A 22,486-nucleotide genomic window follows, 5' to 3' on the forward strand; every position below is an offset into this window, starting at 1 on the left:
TTACTCCAAGAAATCCTGTACCAGACGATCCAGTACCTGTGGCAATGCCGGACGATGGTGGCCGCGAAAACCGGTTACGGCCTGCGCGGATAACAAGGCATCCAACACCGCATGTTCGGTGGCGTCCGCCGCGGCGCTCAGCAGTGGATCAAGGGCGTCGTCCGGCGGCGGGCGCGGCGCCGGGCAGGTGGAGAACGCCACGGCGATGTCGCCGGAGCCGTGCCCCCAGTAGCTGCCCAGTCGCCCCAGCCCGGCGCCGGCGCGTTTGGCGATGCGGCCCAACTGACGGGCGTTCAGCGGCGCGTCCGTTGCCATGATAATGATAATGGAACCGGCGTCCCGCTGGGGCGCCAGCGTCGGCAATAGCGGTGCAATGGCCTCGCCGATTCGCACGCCGTCCAGCGTCAGCGCGGCGAGAGTGCCGAAGTTGGCCAGCACCAGCACGCCCAGCGTGGCGTCGAGCTCGGGGATCAGGCGCGACGCGGTGCCGATGCCGCCCTTTAATCCGAAGCAACTCATGCCGCGGCCGGCGCCCACGCTGCCGCGGGCAAAGTCCGCCGTCGCGCCGTCCAGCGCCTCGCGCGCCATATTTTCGGTCACCGCCAGCGCCTGAATGTCGTTCAGCCAGCCGTCGTTGCATTCCAGCACCAACGGGTTGACGGTGGGAAGGGCGCGGCCCAGCTCAGGGTTGCGGGCGATGGCGTCACGCGCCAGGGCGGTGAATAACGTTCCCACCGCCAACGTATTGCTGAGCAGAATGGGCGTCTGCAGCAGGCCGAGCTCGGCAATCTGTATCAACCCGACGGGTTTGGCGAAACCGTTTAATATCGCCGCTCCGCAGGGCAGCGGGCGGGTAAACAGGTTGTCGGCGACGGGCTGAATCGCCGTCACGCCGGTCTGATTTTCTCCCGCCGCCAGAGTAACGTGTCCGACGCGCACGCCGGCTACGTCGCTGATACTGTTTCGCGCGCCGCAGGCGCAGCGCGGGTCGCCCAACCGCCGATGTTGCCGCCAGCGGCGCAGCAGCAGCGCCGTCTGTTCCCGTTGATAGCAGTCCATGTCCACTCCTTAGCTTTTCAGTTTGGGATCGAGCGTATCGCGCAGCGCATCGCCCAGCAGGTTGAAAGCCAGTACGGTAAAGAAAATCGCCAGGCCGGGGAAGACGCTGACATGCCATGCCCCCGCCATCATCAGGCTACGGCTCATGGCGAGAATGTTGCCCCATTCCGGCACGTCCGGTTCCGGCCCCAGGCCGATAAAGCTGAGGCTGGCGGCGGTAAGAATGCTGGTGCCGATGCGCATGGTGAAATAGACGATCACGCTGGGCAGCGTGCCCGGCAGAATGTGACGCATTAGCACGATGCGGTCCGGAGCGCCCGCGCAGCGCACCGCTTCTACGTAGGCCGCTTGTTTCAGCGACAGGGTGGACGCACGCACGATGCGGGCGAAGACCGGTACGCTGAATACGGCGACGGCGATAATGACGTTGTTCAGGCCCGGCCCGAGGATCGCCACCACGGCTATCGCCAGCAGCATGCCGGGAAAGGCGAACAGCACGTCGGCGCCGCGCATGATTAGCATATCAATCCAGCGGCCGTAATATCCCGCCAGCAGGCCCAATACGATGCCCGCCAGCATCCCCAGCGTGACGGAAAAGATACCGATGTACAGCGAGATGCGCGCGCCGTAAATAATCCGGCTCATCACGTCGCGCCCCAAGTCGTCCGTTCCCATCCAGTGGGCGGCCGACGGCGGCGAGGCGAGGGCCGTCCAGTCCGGCTCCATCGGGTTCCACGGCGCCAGCCAGGAGGCGAAGATCGCCACCAGAACCAGCAGCAGAATAAAGCCGCCGGAGATCAGCGCCAGCGGGTTGCGGATAAATACCCGGGCGAAATCGCGCCAGGGCGAGCGGATGGTATTTTCGTCAAGCGTTGCCGCGGCGGCTACGGGCTCGGAAGAAAGGTTCATCGTGTCTCCTAACGTAAGCGAATCGCCGGATTGACCAACGCGTAGAGCAGGTCCACCAACAGGTTAATGACGATAAATTCAAAAACGAACAGCATCACCAGCGCCTGAATAACCGGCTGGTCCTGCGTTTTGATGGATTCGATCAGCAGCCAGCCCAGGCCCGGCCAGCTAAATACGCTTTCCACCACGATGGAGCCGCCGAGCAGGAAGCCGAACTGCAATCCCAGCATGGTGATCACCGGGATAAGGGCGTTGCGCATCACATGTTTCCAGGTGATCAGCCGGTTGCGCAGCCCTTTGGCGCGGGCGGTGCGCACGTAGTCCTCCTGCGCTACCTCCAGAAAGGCCGAGCGGGTAAAGCGCGCCATAACGGCGGCCACCGAGGCGCCCAGCGTGAGCGCGGGCAGAATGATATCGCTGGGCTGGTTAAAGCCGCTGACGGAAAAGACCCCGAACGGCATCGCCACAAACTGAATCAGCAGCAGGCCCAGCCAGAAGGGCGGCATGGAGATCCCGCCGACGGCGAAGCTCATCAGAGTCCAGTCCTGCCATTTGCCGCGCCGCAGCGCGGAGACCACGCCAATCACCAGCCCCAGCGCCACCGACCAGGCGAACCCGGCCAGCGCCAGCCACATGGTGGGCATAAAACTCTTGCCGATCGCCTCGATAACCGGTTGCTGGGTGCGGTAAGTCACTCCCAGGTCCCCTTTGAGCAGGCCGCCGAGCCAGTTGACGTACTGCTGCGGCAGCGGATCGTTCAGGCCCAACTGCTGGCGCGCCGCTTCAACGGCTTCAATGGTCGCATCCGCGCCGGCGTATATGCGCGCCGGGTCGCCCGGCAGCAGTTTGATAAAACCGAACACCAACAGGGAGACCACCAGCAGAACCGGGATCATTTCCAGCAAACGTCGGATGATATAAGCAAACATGGCGTTCTCCCGGCCTTATTACTTGAATTCCGCCCGATCGAAGACCAGCGAGCCGTCGGCCAGCATGTAAACGCCGGACAGGTTCTTCGCTTTCCCCACCAGATTGTCCGGCGTGCCTAAAAAGACCACAGGGGCATCGCGCCAGATTTGGCGCTGGGCGTCGGCATACGCGGCGGCGCGTTTGCCTGCGTCGGCGGTCGCCAGGCCGGCGGTAATGGCGCTATCGGTCGCCGCATTGCTGTAGTAAGAGACGTTATAGGCGGTCGGCACCCAGGACTCGGTGGCGAACAGCGGGCGCAGCGCCCAGTCGGCGTCGCCGGTGGAGGGCGACCAGCCGTTGTAGAACAGATCGAACTCCGCCTGCTTGGGATCTTTCACGCCGAACAGTTTGGCGTTGCGCGTACCGGAATCCATCGGCGTTACCGTGATCTTGATGCCGACCTGCTCAAGCTGCTGCTTGAAGAACTGCGCGCTGCGGATATAGTCGGTGCGGTTGGTGGTCCACAGTTTCAGGCTCAGGCCGTTGGCGTAGCCCGCCTCTTTCAGTAGCGCCCTGGCTTTCTCCGGGTTATAGGCGTAGTTCGGCTCGCTCTGCGAGGCGAAGAACTGTACGTCCGGCGCCATGGCGGAGGTGGCGGGCTTGCCCATGCCGGCGAAACCGACTTTAAGCCAGATATCGCGGTTGATGGCGTAGTTAAGCGCCTGGCGCACGCGGATATCGTTAAGCGGCGGACGCAGGTTGTTGATCGCCAGCCAGAACTGATAAATGCTCGGGTCGCGCTGGATCGTCAGCTTGCTGTCGTTCTGCACGGTTTTGATCAGATCGGACGGCAGCGGATAGGCCGCATCCACCTGGCCGGACTTCAGCGACGCCACGCGGGTTGAATCTTCCGGCGCCGGATAGAAGGTCACGCTGTCCACTTTCGGCCAGCCTTTTTGCCAGTAGTTGTCGAATTTCACCAGCTTGACGTCTTTTCCCTGCTGCCAGGCGCTGAAGGTGAACGGGCCGGTGCCCACCGGATGCACGCGCAGCTGCGCCTCGTCGGGATATTTTTTCAACGCTTCCGGGCTGTGCATCACCGCCGACGGGTGGGCCAACGTATTTATGAAAGCGCCGAAGGATTTGTTCAGCTCGATTTTGACCTGGGTCGGCGACAGTACGGTCACGCTTTTCACCATGTTAAACAGGCTGTTGCGCTTTAAACCTTTGCTCTGGTCGGCGAGGCGGTCGAGGTTGGCTTTTACCGCATCGGCGTTGAACGGCGCGCCGTCCTGAAAGGCGATCCCTTCGCGCAGCGTGACGACAAACTCGGTGGCGTTGTCGTTGCTGGTGTAGCCGGTGGCCAGCCGCGGTTCCAGTTTCATTTTGTTGTCGAACTGAAACAGGCGTTCAAAGATGCCGCTCTGAATGGAATAGCTCAGCGTATCCGAGGTGTCGTGCGGATCCAGGCCGGTAATATCGGCGTAGATGGAAATGCGCAGATCCTGCGCCTGAGCAACGGCAGCCAGACACAGTGATAGCCCTAAGGCAACCGCGGACCGGCGAACGAATGGCTTCATGATGTCTCTCCTGGTTAGCAATAAAAAATAAAGCTGTTGCGGGTATCAGGCCGCGGATTCAACGTCCGCGACCCAATGATGCGGCGCCACCTGTCGATAGCGCGTTTTGGCCACGATCTCGCCCGCCTTGCGCAGCGGAGAGGGAATTTCACTGTCGTCAAGCTGGCGCTCCCCGCGTCGGGCGGGATCGGCGATGGGCACCGACGCCAGCAGGCGACGGGTGTAGGGATGCTGCGGCGTATTGAATACGCTCTGACGCGGTCCGATTTCCACAATTTGCCCGAGATACATCACCGCCACCCGATTGGCGATACGCTCGACGACGGCCATATCGTGAGAAATAAAAATCCACGACACGCCGGTTTTCTTTTGCAAATCCATCATCAGGTTCACCACCTGGGCCTGAATGGAGACGTCCAGGGCGGAAACGGCCTCATCGGCGATGATCACCTGCGGTTGCAGCGCCATGGCGCGGGCGATGGCGATACGCTGCCGCTGGCCGCCGGAGAATTCGTGAGGATAACGGCGGGCGTGTTCCGGCAGCAGGCCGACGCTTTTCAGCAACGCCTGCACCTGCGGCGTGGCCTCTTCCAGTGATTTCGCCAGCCCGTGCAGCAGTAGCGGTTCGGCGATGGTAAATCCCACCGTGAGGCGCGGATTCAGCGAGGCGTAGGGATCCTGAAATACCATCTGTATTTCACGGCGCAGCGGTTGGAACGCTTTATCCTTCATCAGGGCGATTTCCCGTCCCTGAAAATGGATGCTTTCCGCCTCGCTCTGCACCAGGCGCAGCAATGCCCGTCCTGTGGTGGATTTACCACAGCCGCTTTCCCCGACGATGGCCAGCGTTTCGCCCGGCCAGACGTTAAAATCAATCTGTTCCACCGCGTGCACATGGTGGGTTATGGAGGAAAACAGGCCGCTGCGCACCGGGTAATAGACGCGCAGACCGCGAATATCCAGCAGGGGATCGGTATCATAACGGGCGGTCACCTGGGCGCTTTCGTCCTGGTCGGCGCTTTGGCCGAGCAACGGGAAGCGTTTAGGCCAGGCGCTGTCGCGCATATCGCCCAGCCTGGGCACGGCCGCCAGCAGGGATTGGGTATACGGGTGGCGCGGCGCGGCAAAAATTTGTGCGACGTCGCCGTGCTCCACCACTTCGCCGCGATACATCACCACCACGCGGTCGGCGATTTCCGCCACCACGCCCATATCGTGGGTGATAAACAGCACCGCCATATCGCTTTGCCGTTGCAGGTCGCGCAGAATTTGCAGGATGCGCGCCTGAACGGTGACGTCCAGCGCGGTGGTGGGTTCGTCGGCAATCAGCAATTGCGGGTCGCAGGCCAGCGCCTGAGCGATCATCACCCGCTGGCGCATGCCGCCGGAAAGCGAGTGGGGATAACTGTTCATTACCCGCTCGACGTCGGCGATGCGCACCTTGCGCAGCAGTTCGCGCGCCTTATTCTCCGCGGCGCCGCGGTCGCAAATACGGTGATCGCATAAGGCTTCCGTCAACTGATCGCCGATCTTCAGCACCGGGTTCAGCGACGTCATCGGCTCCTGGAAGATCATCGCCATTTCACTGCCGCGCAGCTGACGGCGCCGATCGGCCCGCATATTCAGCAGGTCATGCCGCTGCCCGTCGCGGGCGGTAAAGGAGATAACGCCGCCTTCAATGCTGGCGGAGTCGGCCAGCAGCCCCATTACGCTGAGCGAGGTGACGGATTTGCCGGAACCGCTCTCCCCCACCACCGCCACTACCTCGCCCTTATTCAGGGTGAATGAGATGCCTTTCAGCGCCGGATGCTTGCCTGAACGCCCGCTGAAGCTGACGCTCAGATCGTTGATTTCCAGCACCGGTAGGGGGGCGTTGGCAGGCGCGGTGGCGGCGATAGCGCCCGTTTGCGTGATATCCGTCATGGTCACTCCGCTTGGTTGATTCATAGCCAGATACGGCCGAGGTTGTACGTCAGGTAAGGCGAACTGTCCGCCGCCAGCCAGATGGGGCCGTCGAGGTCGACGTGTTGCGCGGTGGTGGCGATCGGCAGGGCGGCCTCCATCGCCATGGAGGAGCCGAGCATGCAGCCGGCCATCAGCTGAAAGCCGCAGAACGCCGCCTCTTCCATCATCGCCAGCGCGTCGGTCAGGCCGCCGCACTTATCCAGCTTGATGTTGATCATCTCGTAGCGGTTACGCAGCGCGGCGATGTCGCCGCTATGTCGGCAGCTCTCATCAGCGCAAACCGGAATAGGATGGATAAAGCTCGCCAGTTGTTCGTCTTTTCCCGTCGGCAGCGGTTGCTCCACCACGGCGATGCGATAGCGGGTCAGCGTGCGCAACAGGCTGTCGAGGTCGAGGCCGCTCCAGGCTTCGTTGGCGTCAATCATCAGCGTGGCCTCGGGGGCGGCGTCGCGAATGGCGGCGACTTTCTCCACAACCCGATCGCCGTCCAGTTTGATTTTCAGCAGCATGGCGCCGCGGGAAACGGCGTCCGCGGCCGCGGCGGCCATCGGTTCCGCGCCGTCGAGCGAGAGCGATTCCGCGCAGATGACCGAGGCGGGCGGCTGAATGCCGAGACATTGCCACAGGGTGCGTTTTTCCAGGGCGGCCTTGAGCCGCCACAGCGCGCAGTCAAGCGCGTTGCGCGCCGCGCCGGGCGGCAGGCGGTTTTGCAGTTGTTCTATACTGAGACCGTTTTCCACCGCGGCGGTTATCGCTTGCAGCTGGCGGCACACGCTGTGGGCGGATTCGCCGAAACGGGCGGTTGGGGTGCATTCGCCCTGTCCGATGAATCCCCGTTCTTCCAGCGTAACCCGAACGACGTCGACGGCGCGGCGGGTGCCGCTGGAAAGGGTGAATGGGCGCGCCAACGGCAGGTTGACGGATTCTATTTGCATATGGCGCATGGTTAATCTTGCCCCTCGCGCGGCGCCGCGTTTTTGTCGCCGGCGTCCGGCCGGTAAAGTTGCGGGTTCAACATGACGCTTTTCTCATCAACGAGTCGGTGGTTGATGAGAATATTTCACGGCGGGCCAGCGCTGACGAATACTTGTTCATCGGTAGGGTATAGCCTGAGGTTATATTCCGGCGAGGCAGACATGTTTGTTATGGTAGCCAGCGATACGCTACGCCCTGAGGCGATCGCACAATCAAGGAGTGAAGAAAATGAAAACAGGCAGCGGACTTTCCGCGTTGGCATTGGCTTTTGTACTGGCGGGCTGCGTCTCGCCGGGTAAACCCACGGAGTCGGCCGCGGCCCGGTGCGTAACCGGCGAGAGCATGATGCAAACCACTCTCTATTTTGGCCTCAACCGTCCCGACGGCCCGGCGATTAGCGCCGGTGAATGGCAGGCTTTCGTCGACGGCGAGGTGACGCCGCGTTTTACCGAGGGGCTATCGGTATTTGACGCCAAAGGGCAATGGCTGGGCAACGATGGCGTGCTGGCGCGGGAAAACAGCAAGGCGTTGCTGCTGATCCACGCGGCGGATGCGGCGAACGAAACGAAAATCGAGGCGCTGCGTTCAGGGTATAAACAGCGCTTCCGCCAGGATTCGGTGATGCGCGTCGATGCGCCGGTCTGCGTCGCGTTTTGATTATCGTCCCGGCACGGATAACCAGGCGGGAAAATATAAGCCGCTGCCGGCCGGTAGGCATTGCGACGCTAAGGCCGTATAATGCGCGCCAGTTAACATTTTCCCGCCGGAGATAAGTCATGCGCCCTACAGGCCGAAATGCACAGCAAGTACGCCCCCTGAAATTAACCCGTCATTACACAAAACATGCCGAAGGGTCCGTTTTGGTTGAGTTCGGCGATACCAAGGTTTTATGTAATGCCACGGTTGAAGAGGGCGTGCCGCGCTTTCTGAAAGGGCAAGGCCAGGGCTGGGTCACCGCCGAATATGGCATGTTGCCGCGCGCCACGCACAGCCGTAACGCGCGTGAAGCGGCAAAAGGCAAGCAGGGCGGGCGCACGCTGGAGATCCAACGCCTGATTGCCCGCTCGCTGCGGGCGGCCATCGATCTTAAAGCGCTGGGCGAGTACACCATTACGCTGGATTGCGATGTATTGCAGGCGGACGGCGGCACGCGTACCGCGTCGATTACCGGTGCCTGCGTGGCGCTGGCCGATGCGTTGAACAGCATGGTCGCCAAGGGCAAGTTGAAGAAAAATCCGCTGAAAGGCATGGTGGCGGCGGTTTCCGTCGGCATCGTCAACGGCGAGGCGGTTTGCGATCTGGAATATGTGGAGGATTCCGCCGCGGAAACCGATATGAACGTGGTGATGACCGAAGACGGCCGCATGATTGAAGTGCAGGGCACCGCCGAAGGCGAGCCTTTCACCCACGAAGAGCTGCTGTCGCTGCTGGCGTTGGCGCGCGCGGGGATTGAGAATATTATCCGCGCGCAGAAGGCCGCGCTGGCGGATTGATTTTTTAAAGCTACAGTCCTACTTTTCCATCGTCATTCCCGCACAAAAAAACAGGAATGTTTTTGAACGTCGCTTGCGGCGGCCTGCAGAGCGAGCCATTGGGATGGGGCGAGTAAGCGGGAATCTTATAAGAACGAATTGCCGGCAGGTGCTGGTCCCTGCCTACGCAGGGACGATGGAGAGTATGTGCATACCTGCCGCATCGATTCACCCATGAGCTCAGGAGACGCAGTAATGAAAGCCTATCAGCGCCAGTTTATTGAATTTGCGCTTAGCAAACAGGTATTGAAATTCGGTGAATTTACCCTGAAATCAGGACGTATAAGCCCTTATTTCTTTAATGCCGGATTATTTAATACCGGGCGCGACCTGGCGTTGCTGGGGCGTTTTTATGCTGAGGCGCTGGTGGATTCAGGCATTGATTTCGATCTGTTGTTCGGCCCGGCCTACAAAGGCATTCCGATCGCCACCACCACGGCGGTGGCGCTGGCGGAACATCACGAGCGCGATCTCCCTTACTGTTTTAACCGCAAAGAAGCCAAAGATCACGGCGAGGGCGGCAGCCTGGTGGGCAGTCCGCTCCAGGGACGGGTTATGCTGGTTGACGACGTTATCACCGCTGGTACGGCGATCCGCGAATCAATGGAAATCATTGCGGCTCACGGCGCCACATTGGCCGGGATCATGATTGCGCTGGATCGTCAGGAGCGCGGGCGCGCCGAGATTTCGGCTATTCAGGAAGTAGAACGTGATTATCAGTGTAAGGTGATCTCCATCATTACGCTGCGGGATCTGGTCGCCTATCTGGCGGAAAAACCGGAAATGGCCGCACACCTGACGGCGGTGCAGGAATATCGTCGGCAATACGGTATTTAAGCCATCGCCCGCTCCCGCCAGAAAGGCGTCTGGCGGGAGCGGACAACGGGAAGGAACGTCAGTGCAGCTGTGCGGCCAGCAGAGGCCAGCGGGTATCGAATTCCTGCGTGGGGCGATAGCGGAATTCCGATCGGATAAACCGCGAGAGCATGCCTTCGCAAAATGCCAGCAGTTGGCTGGCGAGCAGCGTTTCATCGTGCTGAAAACCCTTGCCGTCACGTAATTTCTGCTCGCGCAATACCTGACGCAACTGCGATTCGATACGTTCAAATAACTGATTGATGCGGCCCTGCAAACGGTCCTGCTCAAACATCAGCGCGTGCCCGGTGAGAATGCGGGTCAAACCCGGGTTACGTTCCGCAAACCCCAGAATAAGCAATAAAATCAGGCGCAGACGGTTAAACGTCTCTTTTTCATCCTGCAGAATCAGATTAATGCGGGTAGTCAGGCTATCCTCGATAAACTCGATCAGGCTGTCGAACATGCGCGTTTTACTGGGGAAGTGCCGATAAAGCGCGGCTTCAGATACCCCAACGTTCGCGGCCAGTTTTGCTGTGGTAATGCGTTGGCTGCCGTCGCTGGATTCCAGCATTTGCGCCAGCGCCTGCAAAATTTCCTCGCGACGATTCCGTTTCGTATTTCCTTTTTCTGCCATGTCTGAAAAGACCCTTGCTAAAAATTTGACCGACAAGCACCCGGCAGCGCCACAGTCACATTAACGTGCTGTGGCTTATATGAATTTTGATAATACCGGATGGCAGGGGCGTGTTAGTTACGGCCCGAATGGCCGAAACCGCCTTCTCCACGTTCGCTGCTGATGAAATCTTCGACCAGATTAAACTCGGCCTGAACGACGGGAACGAAAATCATCTGGGCGATACGCTCGCCCGGTTCAATGGTGAATGTCTGCTGACCGCGATTCCAGACGGAAACCATTAATTGCCCCTGATAATCGGAGTCGATCAGCCCGACCAGATTACCTAATACCACGCCATGCTTGTGGCCCAGTCCGGAACGCGGCAGAACCATGGCCGCCAGGCTGGTATCGGCAATATGAATCGCCAGCCCCGTCGGTATCAGCGCGGTTTCCCCGGCTTGCAGCTCCACCGCCCGATCCAGGCAGGCTCGCAGATCCAGCCCGGCGGAACCCGGCGTGGCGTAGGTGGGTAATGGGAATTGTTGACCGATGCGCGGGTCAACAATCTTTACGTCGATTTTTTTCATCATAACGGCTGACAATCTCGTCGATTAAATGTTGGCCAAGAAGACGTTTGTCACATTGCGGCAACTGCTTGTCCCCGTGGCGCCAGAAAAGATGTAATGCATTGGTTTCACTGTTAAAACCATGCCCGGAAAGGGAAACGTCGTTAGCGCAGATTAAATCCAGATTTTTACGCGCCAGCTTTTGCCGCGCGTATTCTTCCACATTCTGGGTTTCGGCGGCAAATCCGACGACATAAGGCCGGCTTTCATCCATGGCGGCGACATCCGCGATGATATCCGGATTTTTGATCAGGGTGACAGTCATTTCATCACCGCGCTTTTTGATTTTTTCATCTGCGACCAGCTTGGCTCGGTAGTCGGCGACCGCGGCGCAGCCGATAACGATATGCTGCCGCGCGGCTTCGGCCATTACCGCCTGCCGCATATCCAGCGCGCTGTTGACATCGATACGCTTAACGTCAGGCGGCGTCGCCAGGGCCACCGGCCCGGTAATCAGCGTAACGTTCGCGCCTCTGGCGGCGGCGGCCTGAGCAATGGCAAAGCCCATTTTCCCCGAACTGTGATTGCTGATGAAGCGCACCGGGTCAAGCGCTTCGCGCGTCGGCCCGGCGGTGATCATGATATTCAGATGTTGCAGGTCGCGGGTCTGCGTGAAGTGGCGTTGCGCCAGTTCGACAATCTCCAGCGGGTCGATCATCCGACCGGGGCCGATATCGCCGCACGCCTGGCTGCCGCTGTCCGGCCCCCATAGCTGCAAACCGCGGGCCGTCAGCGTACGCAGGTTGTCCTGCGTCGGCGCCGCGCGGTACATCTGCTGATTCATGGCGGGAACAACGGCGATGGGGGCGGGCGTCGCCAGACACAAGGTGGTCAGCAGATCGTTGGCCATCCCGGCGGCCAGACGCGCGATCAGGTCGGCGGTGGCCGGCGCCAGAATCACCAAATCCGCCCATTTCCCCAGCTCGATATGGCCCATGGAGGCTTCGGCCGCCGGGTCGAGCAGGTCGTCCGACACCGGATGGCCGGACACGGCCTGCAAGGTCAGCGGCGTGATAAAGGCTTTGGCGGCCGATGTCATGACAACCCGTACTTCCGCACCGCTGTCGCGCAGTCGTCTTACCAGCTCAGGGCATTTGTAAGCGGCGATGCCCCCGCTGATACCGAGCACAATGCGTTTGCCAGCAATACGTTTAGCGGAAAGCCCGTTTAGGCTGGAAAGTTCCGTCATCATCATTGTCCGACTGAAAACTGAAAGAGGCGTTATTTTACCATAACCTTGACTGGAGAGAGGAGTGTTAAGCCTTCAGAGCGATTGACGGACAATAATTGCGAAGCGCTTCGCAGCCTGTTACGGCTGACGTCGTCCCGCTGTCCGGGCCGTGTAATGATGGCGTTCAGTCAATGAAGGAGGTTCGATGGGCTGGGGAAATGAGTTGGCGCCGCGGGAGAAATTAGTGAGTTTAGGCGCAGAGGCGCTGACGGATGCCGAACTGCTGGCGATTTTTTTACGCACCGGGTTGCCCGGTATGCATGTTATGCAACTGGCGGAGAGTTTGCTGCTGCAGTTTGGTTCGCTGTATCAATTGATGTCCGCCGATCGAGCGGCGTTTTGTCAGGCGAAAGGCGTCGGCATTTCAAAATACGCGCAGCTAAAAGCGGTGGCGGAATTGTCCCGTCGGCTGTTTTCGTCCCGCCTGGCGAAGGAAAATGCGATGCTGAGTCCGGAGATCACCGGGCAGTATCTGCAATTATTGCTGTCCCGCCAGGAACGGGAGGTGTTTTTAGTCATGTTTCTGGATAATCAGCATCGGGTGATTCGTCATCAGGAGATGTTTGCTGGTACGATTGACTGCGTCGAAGTACACCCGAGGGAAATTGTGCGCGAAGCGTTGAAAAGCAATGCCGCCGCGTTGATTCTGGCGCACAATCACCCGTCGGGGAAAGCGGAGCCCAGTCAGGCCGATCGTGCGATAACCGAACAAATTATCAAAGCTTGTCTGCTGTTGGAGATTCGCGTGCTCGATCATCTGGTTATCGGGCATGGCGAGTACGTCTCTTTTGCCGAGCGCGGGTGGATTTAAGCGATTTTTCCGCGATCCTGAGGGATCTTTAGCTGTTCGGGACTTGAGCGCTCACGCTTCTGAGCGTATACTACGCCACCTTTGAGAATCTTGGGTGTGGCGTTAAGAGCCTATCTCAGCAGGTTTACCCTGATGACGGAGTCTTTTCAGTGAAGTTGCTGAGATGGGCTCTAGAGCCTGACGAGGCGGCGACACCCTATACGAAGCTCGAGCTGATTTGATTTTTGGAGAATAGACATGTCCCGAGTCTGCCAAGTTACTGGCAAGCGTCCGGTGACCGGTAATAACCGTTCCCACGCACTGAATGCGACCAAACGCCGTTTTCTGCCGAACCTGCACTCACACCGTTTCTGGGTTGAAGGTGAAAAGCGCTTTGTAACGCTGCGCGTATCTGCTAAAGGTATGCGTGTTATTGATAAGAAGGGTATTGAGACGGTTCTGGCCGATCTGCGTGCCCGTGGTGAAAAGTATTAAGGAACTGAATCATGGCTAAGGGTGTTCGCGAGAAGATCAAGCTGGTTTCTTCTGCTGGTACTGGTCACTTCTATACCACCACGAAGAACAAGCGCACGAAGCCGGAAAAACTGGAACTGAAGAAATTCGATCCGGTTGTCCGTCAACACGTGATCTACAAAGAAGCTAAAATTAAATAATTTTTAGTGGATTATTGAAAAACCCGGCCAAGGCCGGGTTTTTTTACGTTGGTCTGTTCAGCCCTGTCTTGGGGGCCGCTGGCGGTGCGCTTTTATGCCAGGCACCAGAATTTCCAGGAGATAACGCATGCCTGAATTGCCTGAGGTTGAAACCAGTCGGCGCGGAATTTCGCCCTACCTTGTTGGCCATACCATCCTCTATGCCGAAGTGCGCAACGCCCGTTTGCGCTGGCCGGTTTCCAGCGAGATTTTATCCCTCAGCGATCGGGTCGTTCTGGGGGTGCATCGGCGCGCCAAATATCTGCTGATTGAATTAACCGGCGGGTGGATCATCGTTCATCTGGGCATGTCCGGCAGTCTGCGTATCCTGCCAGAGTACATCGAACCGGGTAAACACGATCACGTGGATTTGGTGATGGATAGCGGCAAAGTGCTGCGCTATACCGATCCCCGCCGCTTCGGCGCCTGGCTATGGACAAACACTCTGCAGGAGAGCACGGTGCTGGCCCATTTGGGGCCGGAACCGCTGAGTGATGATTTTTCCGCTGACTATCTGCACCAGAAATCACGCGGCAAGAAGACGCGGGTTAAGTTGTGGATTATGGATAATAAAGTGGTGGTTGGCGTGGGGAACATCTATGCCAGCGAATCCCTGTTCGCGGCGGGCATCGACCCGGACCGAGCGGCCGGCTCGCTAAGCGAGGCCGAGACGGCGCGACTGGCGGAAACCATCAAACAGGTGCTGCAGCGTTCCATTGAGCAGGGCGGGACAACGCTGCGTGATTTTCTGCAATCAGACGGCAAGCCGGGATATTTTGCCCAGGAGCTGCAGGTTTACGGCCGTACCGGCGAGCCTTGCCGGGTCTGCGGCGCGCCGATACAAATAGCTAAACACGGTCAGCGCAGCACGTTTTTCTGTCGGGTCTGTCAGCGATGATTGACGTTGTACCCGTCATATTTCAAGCCGCAGGGCGATTTGTCGCCTGTCGGCATTTTTCAATCTATTGCGTATAGATTAATTAAGTATTTTATTTATTATTGCCAGCTTAGGGATTGATATGTTTTTTTTCAAAAAGGTAAGACATAAAAAAGAGATTAATCGCATATTAGTTATTCGTATAGATTTTCTTGGTGATATGGTATGTACGACATCGTTGTTGCATGATTTGAAAAAACGCTGGCCTGATTCGGAACTCCATGTACTGGCTAATAAATATAATGCGCCTATTCTGGATGATAATCCGGATGTCGCTAAGATACATTATTATGTTTATTCAAAGAAGTATGAAAAAAACATCAATCCCGGCTTTTTAAATGCCATGCTTGATAAGGTAAAGTTGATTTTTACCTTAAGAAAAATAAATTTTGATTTGCTGGTCATTCCCAATGGCGGGATGAATAAAAACTCAGTTCAGTTCGCCAATTTACTTAATGTCAGAGATGCGCGCTGGCATAATGAAAAAACCGGATTTGATGATCGGAATCAGTCGCATATTGCCACCAGACCAATGAAGCACGAGGTGCTTTCAGGCTATGAACTATTGCCCGAGTTGGGTAAGGTCGATATTGATAAGCTGAATTTATATGTTTATCCGAATGAATTGCTTAGCAAAAAATGGGGAGAGCGGTTAGGCGACAAGATTAGCCCGCGCATCGGATTCTTTATTTCCAATAAAAGTCCGGCGCGAAGACTCTCATGGGATAAGTGGAGTGAGCTGATTGAGAAATTAGGAAATGATACGGAAATTATTATTTTCCATGCCCCTAACGATCGGCCCGCGCAAGAACAGCTGTCAGGTAAGCGCGCTCGCTGCGTATCAACTGATACGGCAGCTGATTTAGTCTCGGCGATGAGTTATCTGGATATCGTTGTCTCGGCTGATAGCGCTCCGGTGCATCTTGCCTCGGCATTGAAAATACCCGTTGTGGCGTTATTTGAGTCCCGGCCTGAGAAGTATTTACGCTGGTATCCCATCGGCGTGGAGAATATCCTTCTTCATGAAGGAAAAATTGTCGATGATATTTACGTTGCCTCGATAGAACGTGCGATAGTTACGCTGTTAAATAAATCGCAGCAATAAAACGCACCTGTCGTTGGCTTCGTTACCGGAGTTTATCGTTTAATGCGTCAGCAATCGGACCGGGCAGGAAAGGAGCAACATCGCCGCCGTGACGGGCTACTTCCTTGACCAGAGAAGAGGAAATAAACGACCACTCTTCGGAAGGCATCAGGAATACGCTTTCCAGCGCCGGCATCAGGTGGTGATTCATTTTCGCTAGTTGAAGTTCGTACTCGAAATCGGCAACGGCGCGCAATCCACGCACCAGGATGGTGGCTTGTTGGCTTTGCGCGAAATGCGCCATCAGATCGCTAAAGCCGATGACTTCCACGTTCGGCAGGTGCCGGGTGACTTCCTGCGCCAGCGCCACGCGCTCATCAAGGGTAAATAAGGTCTTTTTGCTCGGGCTGGCGGCCACCGCCAGCACCAGATGGTCGAACAGGCGCGATGCGCGGGTCAGTAAATCCAGGTGACCGTTGGTTAGCGGATCGAAAGTGCCGGGGTAAATCGCTTTGGTCGTCATGCTTCCTTCGCTCCTGTGCTCAAAACCGCTGCCAGTTAGTGGATGCGGGGTGGCAGATAAGGCGCCAGCAACGAGAGCAACTTCTGCAGGGCCCCTTGATTCTGATGCAACACCTCGACGGCATGCCTGCCATAATAGCGGCAGTAGTCCTCATCGGCGAGCAGATTCCCCACTTCCTTGGTCAGCGAGGCCGTATCGGTAACGGTAATCAGGCCATCCGCCTGCTCAAGTTTATTGCAGATATCTTTAAAGTTGAAAGTATGCGGCCCCATCAGAACGGGGATGGCATGCGCCGCGGCTTCGAGCGGGTTGTGCCCGCCTCGTTCAACCAGGCTGCCGCCGACAAATGCCAGATCGGCAATGCCGTATAGCAACATCAATTCGCCCATGGTATCGCCGATAACCACCTGCGTCTTGGCCGAGGGTTGTTCGCCGCTGCTGCGCAAGGTGTAGGTGAAACCTGAGCTTTGCGTCAGCGCCTGGGTGTCCGCGAATCGTTCCGGGTGCCGGGGCACCAGAATAAGCAGCAAATCCGGGTAGGTCGCCAATAGTTGACGATGCGCGGCTAACACAATGGCTTCCTCGCCTTCGTGGGTGCTGGTGGCGATCCATACCGGGCGGTGCGGTGCCCACTGACGCCGCAGCGTCACCGCGCGGGCCGCCAGCTCCGGAGTAACGGAAATATCGAACTTAAGGCTGCCGGTAACCGTCAGACTCGATCGTTTCAAACCGAGAGCGATAAAACGTTCCCCGTCCTCCTGATTTTGCGCGGCAACCAGGGTGATGCGCTGTAGAATGCGGCGCGTCAGACTGCCTATTTTTTTATAGCCGGCCGCTGAGCGCGCGGAGAGGCGCGCGTTGGCGATCACCAGGGGAATGTTGCGTTTATGCAGTTCGGCGATCAGGTTGGGCCACAGTTCGGTTTCCATGATGATCACCACTTTGGGACGCACCTGATTAAAAAAACGTCGCAGCGCAAAGGGCAAATCGTAAGGCAGATAGACGTGGTAGACCGAATCGCCGAAAGCGGAACGCACGCGCTCTGAACCGGTTGGCGTCATGGTGGTGACGGTTATCGGCAGATTAGGGTAACGATGACGCAGCGCCCTGACCAGCGGAATGGCCGCCAGCGTTTCTCCCACAGACACGGAATGCAGCATGATGCCATCCGGCCGCACTTTCTCGGCGCAAAATCCATAGCGCTCGCTCCAGCGCCTGCGGTAAGCCGGCGCTTTGCGACCGCGAATCCACAGTCGGATCCATATCAGCGGCTGGATAAGGTACAGAAGAACGGTGTAAAGGGCTTGTAACATTGGTCTTGGCTATTATTGGTTATCGCTGGAGGGGGATTTTATCGGGTTAAGCAGGATAAGGCTAATTGTAAAACAGAGGACCGGTATTTCTCGCGCGGATACCGGGTATTCAATATCTTCCTTAAGAGGTGAAAACTACAATATGGCACTTATGGTTACCATAATATGGTAAAAATGATAAACGAAGGTTCCATGTTAATTGTTTACAGAAAAATAGGTGAGCACTATACTTATCAAAATACGCCAATTTGGTAACAATAATGACCATAGAAAAAAACCATCAAAAGCGCAGTGCAGTCGTCTTTCCCAAGAATCAAAAAATTCTTTCTCAGTTGGGAGAAAACATAAAGCTCGCCTGTAAACGACGGAAATATACGCAAGTAATGATCTCGGAAAGGACGGGTCTCAGTCGTCTTACCATTCGCAAAATCGAGCAGGGTGATCCAAAGGTGTCAATGGGTCACTATGTTGCTGTACTCAGCGTACTTGGGTTGGTGGAGGATTTGACCAGAGTGGCCAGTGACGATGAGTTGGGTCGTAAGCTTCAAGACATTGAACTTCTGAATAAATAGAAAGGAAAACAACAATGAATACCGAAGTCTATGTTTTTGCTGACTGGCAGGATTTTACCGAACCTATGCGGATAGGCAAACTGCGCTCGGACATGATAAAAGGCAGAGAGCATTTTAGCTTCAGCTATGATGCCGTATGGCTCCATTCCCCTTATGTACAAAAAATTGATCCGGACTTGGAGTTATATACCGGGGACCAACATAGCCAAGATTCCAAGAACTTTCGGGTATTTCTGGATTCCTGCCCGGATCGCTGGGGAAGGTTGTTAATGAAACGCCGGGAGGCGATTATTGCCCGTCAGGAAGATCGTCGACCCAGAGTGCTTGGTGAAATAGATTACCTATTAGGCGTACTATGACGAGCATGATATTGCACTCTGGGAATTTTTAACCTACCAATTGGCACAAGGGGCAGGTATTGAAATGGCGGAGTCAAGAATAGAACGATATAACAGCCCTCACCATACCTTTTTGACCCGGAGATTTGATCGCAAGCCTGATACCCGGTTTCATTTCACCTCAGCGATGACGCAGTTGGGCTACTATGACGGTGACGACGAGGCCAGCTATCTCGAACTGGCACAATTCCTGACCGAAAATGGCGCTACCACCAGAGAGGATTTGGCGCAGCTCTGGCGGCGTATTATTTTCAACATCGCCGTATCCAACACAGATGACCATTTAAGAAATCATGGTTTTATTTATCGGGATAGCGGTTGGATACTCTCTCCGGCATATGACATCAACCCGGTAACGCCCGCGACAGGCTTACATTTGAATATCACCGATGACGACAATAGCTTGAACTATGATTTGGCAATGGAGGTTATCAGCTTTTTCCAGCTGAATAGCGTTGAGGCAAAAAAATCAAGGATGAAGTATTATCCAGCGTCAGTAATTGGCGTCGTCTTGCGGAACAACTGAATATCAGCAAGGGCGAACAAGAGCTTATGTCAGCAGCATTTAACGTCTGACGGCCGATCACCGACCCGGCATAACGCCGTTAGGCTGCAATTTCTCGCCACAAAATCCCTCGCGCTCGCGCATAGCTTAATCCTCCCGGTATCATCTATTCTGACTTTTATCCGAGGTTAAGTTTACAATCAGACGATGGTTAAGTTTGCAATCAGACGGTGGTAAAGTTTACAATCAGACGATAATTAAGTTTGCAATTAGACGCTAGTGAGGTTTGCGATTGAACCGAACGCTCGTATCCAGAATTTTTGGTAATTTTAAGAAGGCTAAATGACGAACAATTTTCCAAGATACCTAAAACGGGAAGTGGAGCTAGCGTTATCAGATACGCCGGTTGTTTGTCTTTTAGGGCCCCGTCAGGTAGGGAAAACGACTCTCGCTAAAGAGCTGGATCCGAGTCGAGAATACATCACATTTGATGACGCTTCAGTTTTGCTGGCGGCGAAGAATGATCCAATGGGTTTTGTTCATTCGCTACCGGAATATGTCACCTTGGATGAAGTTCAGCGCGTGCCCGAATTATTGATAGCAATTAAGGCGGATGTTGATCAAAACCGCAAAGCAGGCCGTTTTCTTTTAACCGGGTCGGCAAATCTATTATTACTACCTAATGCTCAGGATTCTTTGGCCGGGCGCATGGAAGTCATTTATTTGCAACCCCTGTCCGAGCAGGAAAAGCATCGTTGCGATCGGTCACTGCTGGAAATGATTATTTCCAATGCGATTAAGCCTGCGGTGAAAGGAAATATTGCTCCTATTGAGGATATAGTGAAGGCGATCATTACCGGAGGATATCCAGAAGTTACTCTGCGGGAAGGACGACGAGCCCGGCGCTGGTTTGAACAATATCTGGATGCCGTCATACAAAGAGATGTTCGCGATATTGCAAAAATTCGGGATACGGATGAACTGGCGGCGTTAATGAAGCTTCTTGCATTGCGTACGGGTAATTTATTGAATGTGAATAATGTTTCCCGTGATTTGCAACTCAGCCGCCAGACTATTGATAAATACCTCACTCTCCTTGAACGGCTTTTCCTTATTAGGCGTTTACCGGCATGGCATAAAAATGGCGCCAATCGATTAGTAAAAACACCCAAGGTTTATGTCATTGATTCAGGAATGGCGAGTTATCTTTGCGGTCAGTCCCGCGAGCAATGGAGCAATCCTAATGGTAAATTTGGGCCTATACTGGAAAGTTTTGTTGTCCAGCAACTTATTTGCCAGGCGGGATGGGTAAATAGCGAATTAAAATTTTCCCACTATCGTGACAAAGACCAGGTTGAAGTTGATTTGGTCATTGAACAGGGCGATGGTGCGTGGGGCGTAGAGGTAAAAAAATCCGCGACTTTTCAGGAAAAGGATGCTGCTGGTTTACGCCGTCTGGCCGACGCGGTGGGGAGCAACTGGAGAGGGGGCGTTTTGTTCTATACCGGTAACAACTGCTTTCCTTTAAAAAATATACCGAACGCTTTTGCTGTTCCTGTCCATTGGCTTTGGGCGCGGTAGCGTCACTTGCTCCCTACGTCAGCTATTTCGTGTGGCCTAAAACGATTCCTTTATTCTGTTTATACAACTTTAACGTTGTCATGTTTTATAAAAACAATGGGTAAGTTGTACCATAGTCGATTTACAACTATTATGTTGTTTATGGATAAAAAAACAATGAATATATTGTTTAAGGTGCGGGATATGAACAAGGTAAGTGCGATCGCTCAGGTGCTATCTCAGCGCCGTAAGGCTCTGGGTATGGAGCAAAAAGACATGTATATGCGTATAGGGATGAAACAACAACAATATCAAAGAATTGAAGCGGGAAGTGATGTAAAGCTATCTACTTTGTTGCGTGTGTTGGAGGGGTTGAATCTGCAATTATCAATCACGCCCATTGAGGCGGGAGAATCGCTTCAACCGCCCGACCACAGTTCAGTGAGTAAGACTGCTGACATGCTGGAAGATGATTCAGATGACTTGCAGTTCTGGTTCGGTTCTGAGGATAAGCAACATGGCCAAACAGACGGAAAAAGTTGAAGGGCTAAGCGTTAACCTGCACGGTATCCAGGTTGGTGTCATTGCCCACTATTCCGGGGGGAAGAATATTCTTGGTTTTTCCCCCGATTATCTTGCAATGCCTGAGACTATGCGACCAACATTGACGCTCAGGCAACTGCTGGATTCGAGTTATCTCAGTAAGTCGCAGGTGCGTTCCGAAAAGATCCCTCCCGTACTTTCTAATTTACTTCCTGAGGGAATGCTGCGCGAGTGGGTTGCCCATACCCTGCAATGTCATGTCAGTAATGAGTTTCCGCTGTTAGCGTATTTAGGGATGAACCTGCCCGGCGCCATTGTCGCAAAACCTATCCGGGCAGGAGAGATGCCATCATGGGCTTTGCGATACCGTCTTAATATTGAGCCATTGCAAATTGATGTGAAACATGCCGACAGCAAATTTTCGCTGGCGGGTGTGCAGATGAAATTCTCTTCGTCCAGAGTCGATGGCCGTTACCACATTGATAAAGAAATATCAGATGATATGTGGATTATCAAGACGCCCTCAACGGTGCATAAGGGGGTTCCTATTAACGAATATACCTGCATGAAGTTAGCGGAAGTAGCAGGGGCAGAGATACCGGAAATACGTCTGATTAAACTTAAGGAACTGGATGGATTACCCAGTATTCGCCTTCCTGATGAAACATTCGCTTACGGTATTAAGCGTTTTGATCGTAGCGCTGAAGGCAGAGTACACAGTGAAGATTTTGCTCAAGTATTTGGCCTGTACCCGGCAGGTAAATATCAGAAAGTGAATTATGAACAATTAGGGCAAACCCTGTATCGCGCAAGTCGCGATCGCCTGACCGATATTCAACAAATGGCGAGACGCTTGTTGCTAAATATCTTGCTGGGCAATGGTGATGCCCATCTCAAAAATTGGACACTTATTTATGCAGATAAGCGCTTCCCACGCCTTGCGCCGCTGTATGATGTGGTATTTACTGCACCGTATATTGAGCATGACCGTCTGGCGCTTAATATGGTTAATACCAAGCAATGGAGTGACATGACCATGCGGCATTTTGAATTATGGGCAAATAAAGTGGGGGTGCCATGGGTCGCCATAAAACCGCATTTATTGGATATAATGGAAAAGGCGAGAACGCTATGGCCCGAGCAATTAACGACTCTGCCCATGTTAGACGAACATAAAATCGCACTGCAAATACATTGGCAAAATCTGCATAACGATTTCCGTATTAAATGTTGAGACATCAAGTGAAAGCACATGCCAAAGAGATACAAGGCTTCTGTCATCAATAAG

General features: G+C 55.2%; 23 protein-coding genes and 1 pseudogene. 13 read left to right on the forward strand and 11 right to left on the reverse strand.

The genetic code is table 11. The annotated features are described in order from the left end of the window. The 6 genes from EH206_RS00750 to dgcA are packed head-to-tail and all read right to left on the reverse strand — an operon-like array spanning position 1 to position 7,366. Positions 1-1,059: a DmpA family aminopeptidase gene (locus tag EH206_RS00750; RefSeq protein WP_009110929.1), complete on the reverse strand. Its 1,059-nt coding sequence runs from the start codon at positions 1,057-1,059 to the stop codon at positions 1-3. 9 nt (positions 1,060-1,068) lie between these two features. Further along, positions 1,069-1,968, reverse strand: coding sequence for an ABC transporter permease subunit (locus EH206_RS00755; RefSeq protein WP_009110930.1), 900 nt, complete (start codon positions 1,966-1,968; stop codon positions 1,069-1,071). A gap of 8 nt (positions 1,969-1,976) precedes the next feature. Then, the gene (locus tag EH206_RS00760; protein WP_009110931.1) at positions 1,977-2,897 is read right to left on the reverse strand and encodes an ABC transporter permease subunit; all 921 of its coding nucleotides are present in this window, start codon (positions 2,895-2,897) and stop codon (positions 1,977-1,979) included. Between the two features lie 18 nt (positions 2,898-2,915). Continuing rightward, entirely contained in the window at positions 2,916-4,457 is a 1,542-nt protein-coding gene (locus tag EH206_RS00765) for a glutathione ABC transporter substrate-binding protein (RefSeq protein WP_009110932.1), read from the reverse strand. Between the two features lie 45 nt (positions 4,458-4,502). Then, positions 4,503-6,380, reverse strand: a complete 1,878-nt coding sequence (locus EH206_RS00770; protein WP_009110933.1) for an ABC transporter ATP-binding protein — start codon at positions 6,378-6,380, stop codon at positions 4,503-4,505. 20 nt (positions 6,381-6,400) lie between these two features. After that, the gene (gene dgcA / locus EH206_RS00775; protein ID WP_009110934.1) at positions 6,401-7,366 is read right to left on the reverse strand and encodes an N-acetyl-D-Glu racemase DgcA; all 966 of its coding nucleotides are present in this window, start codon (positions 7,364-7,366) and stop codon (positions 6,401-6,403) included. A gap of 259 nt (positions 7,367-7,625) precedes the next feature. On the opposite strand from dgcA, the gene EH206_RS00780 reads away from it, so the two are divergent. The 3 genes from EH206_RS00780 to pyrE all read left to right on the forward strand — a co-directional run bounded on the left by EH206_RS00780 (position 7,626) and on the right by pyrE (position 9,766). Further along, positions 7,626-8,054 carry a DUF3574 domain-containing protein gene (locus EH206_RS00780; protein ID WP_009110935.1) on the forward strand — a complete coding sequence of 143 codons (429 nt, stop codon included), beginning with the start codon at positions 7,626-7,628 and terminating at the stop codon, positions 8,052-8,054. Between the two features lie 119 nt (positions 8,055-8,173). Then, positions 8,174-8,890, forward strand: coding sequence for a ribonuclease PH (gene rph / locus EH206_RS00785; protein ID WP_009110936.1), 717 nt, complete (start codon positions 8,174-8,176; stop codon positions 8,888-8,890). Positions 8,891-9,124: 234 nt separating this feature from the next. Further along, on the forward strand, positions 9,125-9,766 hold the full coding sequence (gene pyrE, locus EH206_RS00790; RefSeq protein WP_009110937.1) for an orotate phosphoribosyltransferase: 642 nt from the start codon (positions 9,125-9,127) through the stop codon (positions 9,764-9,766). A gap of 58 nt (positions 9,767-9,824) precedes the next feature. Here the strand turns inward: pyrE and slmA are convergent, their stop codons facing one another. From slmA to coaBC, 3 genes are all read right to left on the reverse strand, one after another. After that, complete coding sequence (gene slmA, locus EH206_RS00795) at positions 9,825-10,421, reverse strand: nucleoid occlusion factor SlmA (RefSeq protein ID WP_009110938.1); 597 nt, start codon at positions 10,419-10,421, stop codon at positions 9,825-9,827. A gap of 113 nt (positions 10,422-10,534) precedes the next feature. Next, on the reverse strand, positions 10,535-10,993 hold the full coding sequence (gene dut, locus EH206_RS00800) for a dUTP diphosphatase (RefSeq protein WP_009110939.1): 459 nt from the start codon (positions 10,991-10,993) through the stop codon (positions 10,535-10,537). Beyond that, positions 10,962-12,218 (reverse strand): bifunctional phosphopantothenoylcysteine decarboxylase/phosphopantothenate--cysteine ligase CoaBC, encoded by a 1,257-nt coding sequence (gene coaBC / locus EH206_RS00805; RefSeq protein WP_050815633.1) that lies wholly within the window; start codon positions 12,216-12,218, stop codon positions 10,962-10,964. The genes dut and coaBC overlap by 32 nt, the downstream gene beginning before the upstream one ends. A 187-nt stretch (positions 12,219-12,405) precedes the next feature. Here coaBC and radC point away from each other — a divergent pair, with 187 nt between their 5' ends. From radC to EH206_RS00830, 5 genes are all read left to right on the forward strand, one after another. Beyond that, complete coding sequence (gene radC / locus EH206_RS00810) at positions 12,406-13,071, forward strand: RadC family protein (RefSeq protein WP_009110941.1); 666 nt, start codon at positions 12,406-12,408, stop codon at positions 13,069-13,071. A 237-nt stretch (positions 13,072-13,308) separates the two neighbouring features. Beyond that, entirely contained in the window at positions 13,309-13,545 is a 237-nt protein-coding gene (rpmB, locus tag EH206_RS00815) for a 50S ribosomal protein L28 (RefSeq protein ID WP_009110942.1), read from the forward strand. An 11-nt stretch (positions 13,546-13,556) separates the two neighbouring features. Beyond that, positions 13,557-13,724: a 50S ribosomal protein L33 gene (rpmG, locus tag EH206_RS00820; protein ID WP_004392084.1), complete on the forward strand. Its 168-nt coding sequence runs from the start codon at positions 13,557-13,559 to the stop codon at positions 13,722-13,724. Between the two features lie 127 nt (positions 13,725-13,851). Continuing rightward, the gene (mutM, locus tag EH206_RS00825; RefSeq protein ID WP_009110943.1) at positions 13,852-14,661 is read left to right on the forward strand and encodes a bifunctional DNA-formamidopyrimidine glycosylase/DNA-(apurinic or apyrimidinic site) lyase; all 810 of its coding nucleotides are present in this window, start codon (positions 13,852-13,854) and stop codon (positions 14,659-14,661) included. Between the two features lie 157 nt (positions 14,662-14,818). Continuing rightward, positions 14,819-15,805, forward strand: a complete 987-nt coding sequence (locus tag EH206_RS00830) for a glycosyltransferase family 9 protein (protein ID WP_040343573.1) — start codon at positions 14,819-14,821, stop codon at positions 15,803-15,805. Positions 15,806-15,827: 22 nt separating this feature from the next. Here the strand turns inward: EH206_RS00830 and coaD are convergent, their stop codons facing one another. Both coaD and waaA read right to left on the reverse strand, forming a co-directional pair. Beyond that, positions 15,828-16,307, reverse strand: a complete 480-nt coding sequence (coaD, locus tag EH206_RS00835; protein ID WP_009110945.1) for a pantetheine-phosphate adenylyltransferase — start codon at positions 16,305-16,307, stop codon at positions 15,828-15,830. A gap of 35 nt (positions 16,308-16,342) precedes the next feature. After that, entirely contained in the window at positions 16,343-17,620 is a 1,278-nt protein-coding gene (gene waaA, locus EH206_RS00840; protein WP_009110946.1) for a lipid IV(A) 3-deoxy-D-manno-octulosonic acid transferase, read from the reverse strand. A gap of 260 nt (positions 17,621-17,880) precedes the next feature. On the opposite strand from waaA, the gene EH206_RS00845 reads away from it, so the two are divergent. The 5 genes and pseudogenes from EH206_RS00845 (at position 17,881) to EH206_RS00865 (ending at position 22,432) form a co-directional block, all read left to right on the forward strand. Continuing rightward, on the forward strand, positions 17,881-18,192 hold the full coding sequence (locus EH206_RS00845) for a helix-turn-helix domain-containing protein (RefSeq protein WP_009110947.1): 312 nt from the start codon (positions 17,881-17,883) through the stop codon (positions 18,190-18,192). Between the two features lie 14 nt (positions 18,193-18,206). Beyond that, positions 18,207-19,166: pseudogene (locus EH206_RS23580) on the forward strand (type II toxin-antitoxin system HipA family toxin). Positions 19,167-19,437: 271 nt separating this feature from the next. After that, on the forward strand, positions 19,438-20,676 hold the full coding sequence (locus EH206_RS00855) for an ATP-binding protein (RefSeq protein WP_009110948.1): 1,239 nt from the start codon (positions 19,438-19,440) through the stop codon (positions 20,674-20,676). 183 nt (positions 20,677-20,859) lie between these two features. After that, positions 20,860-21,198: a helix-turn-helix domain-containing protein gene (locus EH206_RS00860; RefSeq protein ID WP_040343574.1), complete on the forward strand. Its 339-nt coding sequence runs from the start codon at positions 20,860-20,862 to the stop codon at positions 21,196-21,198. After that, positions 21,173-22,432 carry a type II toxin-antitoxin system HipA family toxin gene (locus EH206_RS00865; RefSeq protein ID WP_009110950.1) on the forward strand — a complete coding sequence of 420 codons (1,260 nt, stop codon included), beginning with the start codon at positions 21,173-21,175 and terminating at the stop codon, positions 22,430-22,432. Before EH206_RS00860 ends, EH206_RS00865 begins: the two co-directional genes overlap by 26 nt. Positions 22,433-22,486 lie beyond the last annotated feature (54 nt).

It is taken from the genome of Brenneria nigrifluens DSM 30175 = ATCC 13028 (assembly GCF_005484965.1).
Taxonomy (GTDB): Bacteria; Pseudomonadota; Gammaproteobacteria; order Enterobacterales; family Enterobacteriaceae; genus Brenneria; species Brenneria nigrifluens.